Below are 14,956 nucleotides of genomic sequence, written 5' to 3'. Positions count from 1 at the left end.
ATCGGCTCCGTATTTTTTAATAAGATCCAGTGGTTCCGGTGAATTGCCAAGGCTTTTGGACATTTTTCGGCCAAGTTTATCGCGAATTATGCCGGTGAAGTAAACATTTTTAAAAGGTATGCGCTCTTGTAACTCATTCAAAGATAGTGAATTTTTGTTTTCTTTACCTTCGTCCAATAGTTCAAGAGAGGCCATGATCATTCTTGCAACCCAGAAAAAAATTATATCCGGACCAGTTACCAGATCGCTGGTCGGATAGAAATAATCAAAATTATTTGTTTTCATTTTATTGATGTCTGGCCAGCCAAAGGTAGCAAATGGCCAGATGGCAGAAGAAAACCATGTGTCAAGCACATCAGGATCCTGCTCCCAATTTTCTTTATCACTCGGGCCGTCGATGGATACATGGATATGAGCTGGATCATTTTTATCTTGATCTTTTCGATACCAAACAGGTATTCTGTGTCCCCACCAAAGCTGTCGGCTTATACACCAATCTTTGATATGGCCAAGCCAATGCAAATAGGTCTTTGCCCATCTTTCTGGCCTTAGCTTTACTAAGCCATTCAAAACCACTGACTGAGCTTCTTTTACCTTCGGATATCTTAGAAACCATTGCTCCGATAGCCTAGGTTCTATGGGTACATGGGCCCTTTCAGAAAATCCCACATTATTCGAGTAGGGCTCTTCTTTTATTAGTAGACCAAGTTTTTTTAATTTTCCCACGGCCATCGCTCTTGCTTCGAAACGATCCATGCCATCAAAGTCGCTGCCTGCCAAAGAATTAAGTGTGCCATCTGGATTCATTATATCCAGAAATTCCAGACCATGTCTTTGGGCGATTTCAAAATCTATGGCCGAATGGGCCGGAGTTACTTTCAGTGCACCGGTGCCGAATGCTTTGTCCACCGCCTCATCGGCAATGATCGTTATGGCTGCTTTTTTTAATGGTCTTAGGCAGGTTTTTCCGACCAAGCTGATATATCGGTCATCAGATGGATTGACAGCAATTGCCGTGTCGCCCATGATAGTCTCGGGTCTGGTCGTGGCCACTTCGATGAAACCACTGCCATCGGTCAGCTCGTATTTTAAATGATATAGCATGCATTGCTGAGGCTTCATTATGACTTCCTCATCACTTAAAGCTGTGAGACTCACGGGACACCAGTTCACCATTCGTCGTCCGCGATAGATATAACCTCTATTATATAATCGAACAAAGGCCATTAGTACAGCTCGGCTGTATGTCGGATCAAGGGTATGAACCTTTTCATCCCAATTGCACGATACACCAAGCTTTTTAAGTTGCTCCAATATGATGTCTCCGTGTTTATCTCGCCATTGACAGGCTCTCTGAATAAAATTTTCTCGGCCCATATTTTTTAGAATTTTCCCTTCTTTTAGTAGTTCTTTTTCTACTTTTATTTGGGTTGCTATGCCAGCATGGTCGGTGCCTGGAATCCATAGTACGGATTTTCCAAGTTGTCCTGAGCGTCTTATAAGTACATCCTGCAGAGTGTTATTAAGCAGATGGCCCATGTGTAATACTCCGGTTACGTTGGGCGGAGGCATTAAAATGCAAAAGGAAGTCTTCGATGGGTCAGTTTTTTTTGTAAAGCAGCCTCCTTCTTGCCAGCGAGTGTACCACTTTTTTTCTATATATTCGGGATTATATACTGATTCAATCATTTGCTATGACATTAGTAATGTTTTTTTTAAAATGTCTATATTCATCTGGTTAGTACAAATGTTTGATAAACCTGCTTGACTAATATTTTTTTTTAGGAATACTTATGGACTAGGTCGGGGGCTATGCGACTTATAGCCGACTAACTCCGCCAGGACTGGAAGGTAGCAACGGTCGTCAGGTTTAAAGTGTGCTGTAGCTATCCTGGCCTTTTGTATTCAGATGAAAAATTGGTGAAAAATTTTTTGTCCAGGATATGTATGATTAATCTTCTTGACTCTTAGTAAGTGTTTAAATTATTCTCCAAGCATGACCAGGATTCGTGTCATTTATTATGGTATCAAGAGTCAATCCATTAATACTTGTTGTTGAAGATGATGCAGCATTATCTAAGACAATAGAGAGGCAATTACATCTCTCGGGTATGGAGGCCCAGGCTTTTTTTAATGCAGAAGATGCTTTGAATTTTTTACAAAGATCATTTTCAAATCTTTTATTACTCGATATAAATCTTCCGGATAAAGATGGTATAAGTTTAATGAATGATTTACAAAGGAAGAAAATTTTTGTTCCTACCATATTTATGACCGGTGTGGATGAAATGGAGATAAAGATGCAGGGCTTTGAATGTGGGGCTGATGATTTTATTACAAAACCTTTTGATCTAAATGAATTAATTGCGCGAATAATGGCAGTGCTTCGTCGTAGTGAGCGAGCTATGGATTTAGATGTTACTGCAAATACTTCCTTGATGGATGGAAAGTTTATGTTTTTTGGAGCAGAAGTAGATCCAGCAAGGTTGGAAATAAAATTTACCAACGGCAGTATGTCGAGCATAGGAAAGAAAGAATTAGGAATTATTTCGTGTTTTTATAAAAATCCTCATATGATTTTAAGCAGAAAGAGCATTATTCATTGTGTATGGGGTAGCCACGCCAATGTGAGAAGCCGATCATTGGATCAATACATTGTAAAGCTTAGACAAGTTTTTCATAAAAATGGGATTTCTACTGAAAATTCTTTGAGGACTATCCATGGAATTGGATATATCTATGCTCCGGAACGCCAGAGATAGTATCTAGTCTTCTCAGTTTCAACCCATTTAATGAGATGGTTATATATGTTAAAAACCAGTGGGCTTTGGTAAACCCACCGGCATAGGTATATGTCTTTGATTGAAATTTATATTAAGATGCCGAAGCTGGTGAATTTTTTTGAGATGCATCTTCGGACACAGCTTCGATTCTATTGCTTAGCAGCTTAACCACCACAAGCCAGCTGATACATATGACCACGAATATGGAAAATGTATAGGGTACTATGGTAAAGAATGTGGCTCCTGGAATTACGGATAGCAGGCCGGAATTAATCCAAGCACCGCCACCTTTGCCCATTCTACCGCCTACCACTTCTACCACTGCCTTACCTTTGACTTTCATTTCTTCATCCAAAGGAATATATGACATTTCCTTGGTTGGATCGAATAGAGCATATTTTGTGGATTTTGCTATCAAAACCACTGCTGCCCCAAGAAAAACCGATGCGGACAAGGGTGTCAGGCCAATGGAATCAAGGGAAGTCGTTAGATTTTCTTTGAACAATACAAAAATGAAAAACAATGAACCTACTATTACAAATAGCAATGGAGTTATTATGGCAGCAGTAAACCACTTGCAGACCCTTAATATATTACCAGCAAAAACTATAATAATCATCGATGCAATGCCAGTCCAAAATATATATTGGCTCATGAAGGAATTATAATCATTAGGATTGGTATATTTCATTCCCACTTGTTTTTTCCAAAGAGCTTCCACTAGATTTATGCTAATGCCATAGCACATCACCAGTGCCGCGATTAGTCCAATGTAGGGCGAAGTAAATATTATTTTAAAGCTTTGGGATAGAGGTACGCTTTTCTTTTTCTTTCCTCCGGAATTACCTGGCAATTCTGGTTTATCATAGAAGCGTTTATCGGTAAGTACATTGGTATATATCCAGCGAAATGTGACCATGGCTACTATTCCCAGCACCACAACGATACCCATTAGCCAGTTCAGTGAAATTTGCCATGGATCCACACCTACACCTACTTTATTTTTTATGTTAGAGAAATGTTCTCCGACAATACCCGAAGCCAACACGGCCATCTGGGCCATTAATCCAAAGAAAGAGTACATTCGTTTCGCTTCGGATGTCTTGGTTATTTGATTTGCAAATTGCCAAAATGAGAGCGATAGCAGAACGCCACCCCACAATTCCGCCAATATGAAAAACAATACATAGGACCAATTACCGACGATGGCTATGGGCCAATAGAGAAATTTTGGAGCAGCAGCACGCCAAGTAGTTATGGTATCAAGGGAGGGATGAAGTGTGCCTAAATTTGGATATATCAAATAGGCGAATGCTCCGAAAAAAACTATAAATGGCGTCAGTGAGAAATAAAATAGCTTTTCATTGCTCAAAATATTACTCGCTTTGGCATAGAGTAGCATGAATATTATGGCGGATGGCACGACGCAGAATCCTTTTATAAATGGAATGACTTCTGCATCGGACCCTGGTCCGGTTACTATCAGGCTATCTTTAATATTCCTTAGGCATGTATAATTGAATAGAATGCAGAAGAAGATCAAACTCATCGGCAATGCTTTCTTCAATTCATAGGTATGCAATGGAAAAAATATCCGTCTTAATTTACTGAATTCTTTGGTTTGTTCCTGTACCATATTTATAACTGATGTAGATTGTTATTGTGTTTACTATCCTAAATTATGTTTATTTTCAAATGCAAGCATTTTTCACCAATAAACATGACATATAGATAATATCATATTAACTTAGATATTGCAAGTCCTAGTGTAAAGACGATTGACGTTGGAAATATTTAAATAATAAAAGGTATGTAAGTATTATGATTGATAAGAATTTTGTCATTTCGGATGCAAACGAAGCAGTGGCCAGCGTGGCCTATAGATTAAATGAATTGATAGCCATCTATCCCATAACTCCATCGTCGCCCATGGCAGAATTTTCCGATGAATGGTCCATGGCCGGTAGGGAAAATATTTTTGGCCAGGTGCCTGAGCTAGTGCAACTTGAATCCGAGGCTGGTGTGGCTGGTTCTCTCCATGGCGCATTGCAATGTGGCGTTTTATCGACCACATTCACTGCTTCCCAGGGTTTACTTTTGATGATACCAAATATGTATAAAATTGCCGGAGAACTTATTCCATTTTGTATGCATGTAACGGCCAGAAGTCTAGCTACCCATGCTCTATCAATTTTTTGTGATCATTCCGATGTGATGGCCTGTCGTCAAACTGGATTTGCATTGCTGGCCTCTGGGTCGGTCCAAGAAGCCCAGGATTTGGCATGCATAGCCCAGGCTTCCACATTGGAGTCTAGGGTCCCATTTTTGCATTTTTTCGATGGCTTCAGAACATCCCATGAGATCAATATGTATAAGCCATTGACCGATGATGATTTGAAAAAAATGGTAAATACAGATCTCCTGACAGGTCATCGCATAAGGTCATTGGCACCGGAGAATCCATTTCTAAGAGGTACGGCCCAGAATCCAGATGTGTTTTTTCAAGGCAGAGAGGCTGCCAATAGGTTCTACGATGCGGCGCCAGGCATAGTCGAAAAGTATATGAATAAGTTCCATGCATTGACTGGCAGGAAATATGAACTCTTTCAATACTATGGAGATGGTAATCCTGATAGATTAATAATTTGTATCGGTTCTTCTACGGAAGTGGTTAGGAATGTGGTAGATTTTCTCAACGGCAACGGCGGCCATGTGGGACTGTTAAAAATTAGGCTGTTCAGGCCATTTGCCATTAAGTCCTTTGTAAAAAATTTGCCGCTGAGTGTCAAGGCGATGGCAGTATTGGATAGAACCAAAGAGCCCGGAGCCATCGGCGAGCCATTATATTTAGATGTACTTTCGGCAATGGCCGAAGCAAAAAATGACGGCATGCTTCCTGAATCATTCAATCCCAAGGTGATTGGTGGTCGCTATGGATTGGGTTCAAAAGAATTTTCGCCGGCCATGGTACGGGCTATTTTCGATGAATTGGATCGACCATCGCCACGAAATCATTTTTCGATTGGTTTAGATGACGATGTGACGAAAAAATCTTTAGCCTATGACAAGGCTTTCCAATTGCCAAGCGAAGGGACATTTGAAGCGGTATTTTTTGGCCTAGGTTCGGATGGTACAGTGGGTGCCAATAAAAACACCATCAAAATCATAGGCACCGAAACCGATCGTTTTGTCCAGGCATATTTTGTCTATGATTCAAAAAAATCCGGAGCCATGACCGTATCTCATCTGCGTTTTGGCCATCGGCTGGTGGAGGCTCCCTATCTGATAACCAGTGCCGATTTTGTGGCCTGCCATCAATTTTCCTTCATTGAGAAGTACAATATACTAAAATATTTGCGCTACGGTGGCATACTATTGCTAAATAGTCCATTTAGCAGCGAGCATGTTTGGACTTCATTGCCCAGAGAAGCTCAGGAATACATTTTTAATAAAAAAATAAAACTTTATGCCATAGATGCCTATGATGTGGCCCGTAGATCTGGCATGGGAGGAAGGATAAACACCATAATGCAGACCTGCTTTTTTGCCATTTCTGGAATCCTGCCAAGGAATGAAGCCGTGGATAAGATAAAGCAATCCATAAAAAAAACCTATGCAAAAAAAGGAGATCAGGTTATTCAAAAAAACTTCGATGCAGTCGATGCCACATTGGATCACCTCTTTGAGATCAAAGTATGCGACATATTCAATGGCAAACCAATGACCAATACCATGAATAGAAACGCTCCGGCCTTTGTTAACGACGTAATAGCAAAGATGATAGCTATGCAAGGAGATGATTTGCCTGTCAGCGCATTTCCTGTGGATGGTACCTGGCCAGCCGGTACGGCCAAATGGGAAAAGCGTAGCATTGCCCAGGAAATTCCTGAATGGAATCCGGATATTTGTATTCAGTGTAACAAATGTTCCTTTGTTTGCCCGCATGCAGCCATTAGGTCCAAACACTATGCAAAAACTCTTCTTGATGATAAACCCATTGGATTTCGATCTGCGGATTTTCGATCCAGAGATGTGATGAATCATAGATTCACCGTTCAGATTTCGCCGGCAGATTGTACCGGTTGCGGACTATGTGCCGAGGTATGCCCAGCCAAAGCTAAGGCCACCGAAGCTAAAGCTTTGGTCATGCGGCCCGTGGAAAATCTATGGACGGTGGAGCAGGCAAACTATGAATTTTTTGAAAAATTTTCTTACGATGATAGCGATATGCTAACCTATGATGTCAAATCTACCCAATTTCGACGGCCATTGTTCGAGTTCTCCGGAGCCTGTGCTGGCTGTGGAGAAACGCCCTATATAAAGCTGTTGACTCAGCTGTTCGGAGATCGAGCAGTCATAGCCAATGCCACCGGTTGCTCATCCATCTATGGCGGAAATTTACCTACCACTCCCTATGCAGTGAATGAGCATGGCCATGGACCAGCCTGGGCGAATTCTTTATTTGAAGATAATGCTGAATTTGGTTTCGGTATTCGGGTAGCCATGGATAAAAAGCAAGCCATGGCCAAGGATTTATTGACGAAAAAATCCAAGGAGCTAGGTGATGATTTTGTGAGTGCATTGATCAATTCTCCTCAATCAAAGCATTCGGAGCTGGAAGCTCAGCGATCCAGAGTACAGGAGCTGAAGCGCAGGTTAATTTCTGAAAATGATTTGGAATCAAAGCTGCTGTTTGATTTGGCCGATAATTTGATAAATAAATCCGTTTGGATTGTCGGTGGCGATGGTTGGGCCTATGACATAGGCTATGGTGGACTTGACCATGTGTTGGCCAGTGGAAAAAATGTCAATGTTTTGGTACTGGATACCGAAGTATATTCGAATACCGGTGGTCAACAATCCAAAGCCACGCCGACGGGAGCCGTGGCAAAATTTGCAGCCAATGGCAAAGCTTCCGCCAAAAAGGATTTAGGAATGCTATCCATGAGCTACGGAAATATATATGTGGCTCAGGTAGCCTTTGGAGCCAATGATGGCCATACGGTTAAAGCCTTCGTTGAAGCTGAATCCTACCATGGGCCATCGCTGGTGATAGCCTATTGCCATTGCATTGCCCATGGACTTGATATGACAAAGGCATTGGAGCAGCAAAGGAAGGCTGTCGATTCTGGTCATTGGCCACTCTATAGATTTGATCCTAGAAGGGTCGATGAAGGCCAGCCTGCCTTTGGCCTGGATTCTAAATTTCCAAAAATTTCTTTGGCTGAATATATGCAGTCAGAAACCAGGTTTAATCTGCTAAGTCGTAGTAACAAAGAAAGATCCGATGCATTGATAAAGCTATCGGAACATAGGATTACTGAAAAATATAAATTTTTCGAGATGTTGGCTTCTCTTGGTCAATGATGGCATCTCATATGTTATATTCCACACCCACATCGGGATTCACTATTTTTATGTTTGGAGATCGATCGAGTAATTCATCAAAAAACCATTCTCTGGAGGCATCTTCGCCATGGGTGAGTACTATGGCTCTGGGATTGAAATCGATGGCATGCTGAAGTAATTCGTCTCTTTCGGCATGACCACTTAGATCAAAATATTCCACATGGGCATTTATTCCTATGGATTTGTTCAATGTATCAAAGAAAAAAGAGTGACCTTTGGCCGTGGTGAGAAGCTTGCCTCCCGGTGTATCTTTGTCACAATATCCCACGAAGCATATGGAATTATTGCTATCATTTAGCAGACAAGCGGCAATGTTGTAGGATGGAGTATTTTCCGTCATCATGCCGCTGCTGACCACGAAGATCGTTGGTTCTGCTGGTTTTTGGTTTGGACTAAGATGTTCTATTTTTATCAGCGGCTTCACGTTAAGATCCCTAAGGACACTTTTTTTGAAATTTATCAATCCGTGTTTTTTTGAAATTTTATCAAAGGCATCGATCAGCGTCAATCCTAGGCCTGAGCAAACTATTCGTACATTTTTCAGTAGCTGTTTTTTCTTTTTGGCATCATTTAGTATGCTGAGAATTTCTTGCATTCTTCCCAGAGCAAAGGAAGGGATTAGTACCGAGCCTCCATTTTCTATGGTAATATTGACTCTTGAAATTAGACTATTTATTTCCTGCTGAATGGAGTGTTTATTTGGTCGTTCCACGTTACCTCGGGTAGTTTCCATTACAAGTACATCTAGTTTTTCATCCGGCCATAGAGCTCCGGGCAGCGTCATTTGATCGCGGAACAGCACATCGCCGGAGAAAAATATTTTTCTATGCTTATGTTCGATCAGCACACCGCTAGCACCGCATATATGGCCATCATGGACAAAGGTAATTCGTATTTCATCGTTTAATTTTTTAAAAATCTTTGTTCGACCATTGGGCATTTCTATAAAAAACTCTTCGAGTGCAGATACTTCCGTTTTTCCATAGAGAGGATATTCTTTGATACCTCGTTCATCGCGTTGATGTTTCATAACAGTGATAGTATTATCCAGCATTATGGGGAGAATCAGCCGAGATGAAGGTGATAGCAATACTCTGGCCTGGGGTTGATCCCGCAGTAAAATTGGTAAACTTCCTATATGATCCAGATGACAATGGGTTACCATAACCAGGTCCAAAGAAAATTTTTCTATCTGATCGAAATTTGGAAGTGCTTTAAGGCCAGCAAGTTTTGGATCCATGCCGGCATCGATGACCATATTAAATGAACCAATGGATACAAGAAGCGAATTAGCTCCTATGGTTTTAGAACTGTTTAAGTCTTTAAAATACATTTTTACTATTTCTCATGCATATCACAAGATCGCATGAAAACAACATTCAAATTTATCAATATCTAACCTATCGATATTTTAAGATTTCCAATGATTAAATGTTGCAATCATTTTATCCTAGCAAATTGCATCCATTAGTATAATCATGTTTGCAATTTTGTAAAAATTTGTTTTAATAAAAACGTTATGGACTGGAAAACAAAGCTAATTTGGGTAATGGGATGCATTATTGCTTGTATGAACTCTTCGGATTTTATAGGAGTCAATTTGGCATCAGCAAAAGGTAAAAACCAGAAAAAGGGTAAAAACCAGAAAAAGGATAAAAACCAGAAAAAGGATGAAAAAGAGCAAGAGGGAGGTAAAAACCAGAAAAAGGGAGGTAGAAAGAAAAAGGGTGAAAAAAATCAAAAGGATGGCAATGGCGGTGCTGGATTCGTGAACGCCACTTCCTTTAACCAGCCAGTGCAGTCGAAGACGCCAGTGCAGTCGGAGACGCCAGTGCAGTCGGAGACGCCAGTGCAGCCGAAGACGCAAGCGCAGCCGAAAAAGTCAGTGAATCTGCCGCCTACTCCTCCACTTCCTCCTGCTGGTGCTGACAAGGAAGTGATTGATGCTTATAATGCGGTTATTGGGCAATGGAATAAGAAGTATAAAAATAATAAGATAAAGACTATGACATCGACATCATCGTCAGAATTGTCGGAAATGGATGTTAATGACTATAATGCTAAAGTTGAAACTTGGAATAAAGTCGATCACGGATTGAAGATGTTGAAGATAATTGTGAAGATTCAGCCATCTGAGCCTGTTGCACCTGTTGCACCTGTTGCACCTGTTGCACCTGTTGCACCTCCGCCGCCGCCTCCGCCACCGCCGCCGCCTCCTCCTGGTACGCCTGATGCGCCGCTGCCGCCTCCGCCGCCTCCTCCGTTTCCTGGTTCGCCGCCATCTCCTGGTGCCAAAGTGCAAACACCTGTTAAAGTAATTCCTCTTAAGGATTTGGCTGGAAATCCTCCACCTGACAAGATATTGAGTGTTTTGACGCAGATGGAAAAATCTAAGCAAATGCTTGATTCTGATGATATTATAAAATTGAATATAACATTTTTTTCTCATATTGGTATCATCAAAGAGTGGTACTGCAAAGCAGAGAAAAGTGAAAATACTGAAGTCATTGATTTAATCGATAAATGTAAAAAATTAGTAGATTCTTTTAATTATATACTTTTCTTTGAAGATGAAACCTCCATAAACACATGGAAGCCATTTATAAATGATTTTTCACCGGTCTTTGCCGAAATTAAAAAGCATAAGCTTGTAAATAATACCACTCAGAATACTGCTCAGAATACCACTCAAAAAACCAATGAAAAAAAGACTAAGCCAAGAAACCTGTTATCCATATTATACGAGGTTTTCCTTGACCAAAACTTAGTAAATGATGGTGCCGGCGCGAAAAAAGATGACAAAAAAGATAATAAAGAACAAAATGATAACCCAGATGCACGAATGGAAAAACTTGAACCAGTGATTAAATCAAATAAAAAGGTTCTTCAAAATATAGTTAATAAACTTTTGGATGATAATAGTGATAATAAGTTTAGCATATCTTATGAATATGGTTCGTCGGAATATATTGATCAATACGCTATGCTATTAGAAAAAGTAGTAGGGCCTATATTGAAATTTAAAGAAGCACTGAATTCAGCTGAAGGACTAGATGTTATTGAAAATTTGATGAGCAAAAACGAATCTGGATATAAAGAATGGCATGAGGATATATTAAAAGCATTTAAGGAAATTCGCATTGATATTAATATTGTACAAATATTGAGTAAGGCATTAAATCGAACAAAAAATAATAAAAATATTAATAATGAAGAGAAAATGGAAAAAATGATTTCGGTTTATAAATTAATGGGCGGGGACAATTATTTTATTGACTCCTTAGAAAGAAGCTTTGGAAATAGCATAATCGATATAATGTTTGCAGAGAATAGTAATGTTTCTGAAATATTAAAATTCTCTACCAAATTTTCCAAATTATTTAATGAACATATTCGAGATCGCTATTGTGAAAAAATATTGAAATTTCTTAATATAGCCGATTTGTCAGGTGACGCAAAAAAGAAAATATATGAAACCGATTTATTGAAATTAATAAAAGGTGAAATGAGCGAAGATAATTATAGCGACGAAAATGTCAAAAATGTATGTAAGCTTATTAATAAAATGATAACTGTATTTCGTGGTGCAGATGACAACAATAAGGACATCATCATTAATATATTATCTATGTATGTTATGAATAATTATGGAGATAAAATTAAAGACCTAGAAATGCTTAAGCTTGCGATGAATGGTGTAAAACTTTTCTTTGGTAAGGATAATAAGTCTAATGATCATGTGGAAAATAAAGTAAATTTTCGCAAATTACTGAAAAAAGCTTTCGAAATTATTAAAAAGGAATATACAAATAGTCCTGGTTATCGTCCGTTTGTAGATTTCTTATCTACCTCTCTCGACGAAAATCAAAAAATTTATAAATCACTTACTGATCAAGTTATATCGTGTGCAATGGAGGCTTTTATTCTTTATTTCTACGATAAAAATGTTAACGATAGAGCTGGCCCTGATTATTTCTATAAAATCTTTAAAGAAAAAAGCTATGAAGGTTGCGATGTTAATACCTGCCTTAATGATATTATTGTGCCTGTATCATCGAATGGGCAAAAGAGCAAAAAATAAATTTAATATTAAGCAGTTAAATTATATTTTTAGTAAAATAAATCCGGGGCTCAATGGGTCTCGGATTTTTTTTATCTAGATGTTTTGCAAATTATTGAATTAGGTTGCCCGTGGCCATATAATCATGTTTGCAATTTTATAAAATTTTGTTTTAATACCTTCGGATATGGATTGGAAAACAAAGTTAATTTTGGGTATTTGCTGGCTTATCTATTGTGTTAATCCTATGGATTGTATGTCAGCTGGTAAATCAAAAAATAAGGCTAAAGCAGTAGCAAAGTCAAAAAAGCCAAAGGCTACTAAAAAATCTAAGGCGAAAAAAGGAAAGCCAAAAGCTAAAGAAGGGAAGAAAAAAGGAGGTGGCGCGATCTCTTCTAGCAGTAGCTTAAGCTCATTCTCTTCCGGTGGAAGTTCATCCTCTTCCAGCGGAAGTTCATCCTCTTCCAGCGGGAGTTCATTCTCTTCCAGCGGACGCAAATCGCAGCTTATTAAAGAAATCAGCATGTCGCTAGTAAACGAAAATGTTATCAATGAAATAAAACAGGAATTAACCCAGGAATTAATGCTGCAGTCGGAAGAGCTTGCTGGTAAAAAGCCGCCGAAGCCTCCTGCTGGTGCTGACAAGGAAGTGATTGATGCTTATAATGAGGTTGTTAAGCAATGGAATGAGATGCATGAAGATGATCCGATAGAGATTATGGAATCGTCACTGGAGGAGGCCTCATCTGAGATCGTGTCTGATGCATCGCCTCCTCCTCCTGGGGCTGTTGCACCACCGCCACCACCACCACCTCCGCCGCCGCCTCCTCCTCCTGGGGCTGTTGCACCACCGCCACCACCACCACCTCCGCCGCCGCCTCCTCCTCCTGGGCCTGTTAAGCTTGGTGCCTCATCTCCAGCACAGCCGCCAGCATCGCCAGTGCCAGTACCGCCTCCGCCAGCATCGCCAGCGCCAGCACAGCTGCCAGTACCGCCAGCGCCGCCGTCGGAAAAGGAGATTAAGGACTATAATACTAAAGCTGAAGCTTGGAATGACGCCAATCCCGGATTGAAGAAATTGAAGCTGATTGGTGATCAGTCTGGGATTAATCAGAAAGCGACGTCTGATGCGGCTGGTGCACCACCGCCACCACCACCACCTCCGCCGCCGCCTCCTCCTGGTACGCCTCCGCCGCCGCCTCCTCCTCCTGGTACGCCTCCGCCGCCGTCTCCTCCTCCTGGTACGCCTCCGCCGCCGTCTCCTCCTCCTGGTACGCCTCCGTCGAAGAATGATACTGAAGTGACTGCGGAAAATGCCGAGCCTGTTGACCCGGTCAAGCAACAAGAGGAAGCTATTTTAAAAAATAAAAATACGAATCCGAAGGAGGTTATCAAATATTTATCGAACTTTTCCACCTCAAAAAAAGCAGAAGAAAATGAAGAATCTTCGGAAGTGAATCAAGAACCGCAAAAGCTCGAAGAAAAGGTTGCTACAGGCATTGCTCTAATCTGTGAAACATATAAGTCGAGCAAATTTGAGGCATGGATTAAATCGTATGAAAATAAATATGATGGTATTGCAACCAAAAAAGATTTCGAAGATGCCAAAGAGATAAAAAGTGCCATAGAAGAATTTTATACCAAGCTTTGGAACATAAGAAATGATGATAATAAACGTCTCGATGCACAGGAATGGCAAAATCTTTTGAATAAGTACGAAGATATTGAGAAGAAAAGAAATAGTTTAGATAGTAAAATAGATGAACTAAGGAAGAAAAAAGATGAAGAAGATAAAAAATACAAAGAAAATACTAAGGATCTCTATGATATCTTGTGTCCAATTTTGGCTGAAGCGGACTTTATTATATACAATAATAATGAAAAAAATCAAAAACTTAAAAAGGCTATCGCCTCGGTGAATAGTAAGTTTAAGATGGGGTATGATTTTAATGCTAGATATGATGAAAAGGACAGTAACCAAAAGGCTGAGTTAGAAAATATAAAATCCAGTTTTAACGAGAAATTTATAAACCCTTTAAATAAAGTCAAAAGTGACATAGGAAATGTTAAGACATTAAAAGATGTCGAAGAATTAGTTGAAGGGAACGATGACTTTACTAACATAGATTTATTAGCATCTGATTTAAATGTTAAGATGGGTTGGAAGCTTAATAGTAAAATAAAAGATCTGATGGATGTCAAGGCGAAAGGTGAAACGGATATTGAAGCCGTAAAGGAAATACTTAACTGCTATGGTAAGAATGTGAAAATAGCCGGGTACTTTAATCTATCTATGGAGCAGTTAAAATCCATATTATTCGGTGATATTAGTAAGTATGAAGAGGATATATCGTATTTTGCTGGTATTGTAAATAACAATGACATTAGTAAGCTATTTAAAAATCATCTAGAAAAAATATACCGTACAGAATCAGACAAAGCTATATTATTTAAAGATGGATTTCTTGATCAACTAAAATCTGGTGACATAACCAAAGATGATTTGGAGAAAGACAAATTGTTAAAATTGATAATAGATGAACTGAATAAAGCTGATCCTGATATTAAAAGCGTGTCCATTATTATCGGTGTAATTGCTTCAATGTCCTTAGCCATAAGCAATGACTTTAACCCAGAGAATGTTAAAGATAATGATAAGGAAATGGAAAAGAAAAAGAAAGAGGCAATGATAAAAAATAAAAAA

General features: G+C 39.6%; 8 protein-coding genes and 1 other RNA gene. 5 read left to right on the top strand and 4 right to left on the bottom strand.

The window, feature by feature from the left end:
* On the bottom strand, window positions 1–1,689 hold a 1,689-nt coding region (locus LBH49_03320; GenBank protein ID MDR0351649.1), incomplete at its 3' end, for a valine--tRNA ligase.
* Between the two features lie 112 nt (window positions 1,690–1,801).
* Here LBH49_03320 and ffs point away from each other — a divergent pair.
* An RNA gene (gene ffs, locus LBH49_03315) (signal recognition particle sRNA small type) lies at window positions 1,802–1,900 on the top strand.
* A gap of 121 nt (window positions 1,901–2,021) precedes the next feature.
* Entirely contained in the window at window positions 2,022–2,762 is a 741-nt protein-coding gene (locus LBH49_03310; protein MDR0351648.1) for a response regulator transcription factor, read from the top strand.
* A 112-nt stretch (window positions 2,763–2,874) separates the two neighbouring features.
* Here the strand turns inward: LBH49_03310 and LBH49_03305 are convergent, their stop codons facing one another.
* Window positions 2,875–4,419 (bottom strand): NTP/NDP exchange transporter, encoded by a 1,545-nt coding sequence (locus tag LBH49_03305; GenBank protein MDR0351647.1) that lies wholly within the window; start codon window positions 4,417–4,419, stop codon window positions 2,875–2,877.
* A 185-nt stretch (window positions 4,420–4,604) separates the two neighbouring features.
* Between LBH49_03305 and nifJ the strand changes: the two genes are divergently transcribed.
* Entirely contained in the window at window positions 4,605–8,150 is a 3,546-nt protein-coding gene (gene nifJ, locus LBH49_03300; GenBank protein MDR0351646.1) for a pyruvate:ferredoxin (flavodoxin) oxidoreductase, read from the top strand.
* A gap of 7 nt (window positions 8,151–8,157) precedes the next feature.
* Here nifJ and LBH49_03295 read toward each other — a convergent pair whose 3' ends face one another.
* Window positions 8,158–9,525, bottom strand: coding sequence for an MBL fold metallo-hydrolase (locus LBH49_03295; protein MDR0351645.1), 1,368 nt, complete (start codon window positions 9,523–9,525; stop codon window positions 8,158–8,160).
* A 186-nt stretch (window positions 9,526–9,711) separates the two neighbouring features.
* On the opposite strand from LBH49_03295, the gene LBH49_03290 reads away from it, so the two are divergent.
* The gene (locus tag LBH49_03290) at window positions 9,712–12,273 is read left to right on the top strand and encodes a hypothetical protein (protein ID MDR0351644.1); all 2,562 of its coding nucleotides are present in this window, start codon (window positions 9,712–9,714) and stop codon (window positions 12,271–12,273) included.
* A 210-nt stretch (window positions 12,274–12,483) separates the two neighbouring features.
* On the opposite strand, the gene LBH49_03285 is transcribed toward LBH49_03290, so the two are convergent.
* Window positions 12,484–12,777 (bottom strand): hypothetical protein, encoded by a 294-nt coding sequence (locus tag LBH49_03285; protein ID MDR0351643.1) that lies wholly within the window; start codon window positions 12,775–12,777, stop codon window positions 12,484–12,486.
* On the opposite strand from LBH49_03285, the gene LBH49_03280 reads away from it, so the two are divergent.
* Window positions 12,776–14,956 (top strand): hypothetical protein (locus LBH49_03280; protein ID MDR0351642.1); only part of this gene is annotated, 2,181 nt, incomplete at its 3' end. The genes LBH49_03285 and LBH49_03280 overlap by 2 nt on opposite strands.

The sequence above is a fragment of the Puniceicoccales bacterium genome, assembly GCA_031255005.1.
In the GTDB taxonomy this organism is placed as follows: Bacteria; Verrucomicrobiota; Verrucomicrobiia; order Opitutales; family LL51; genus JAIRTH01.
The sequence above is the reverse complement of the archived record's forward strand: the minus strand, read 5'-3'. Positions and strand labels throughout refer to the sequence as shown.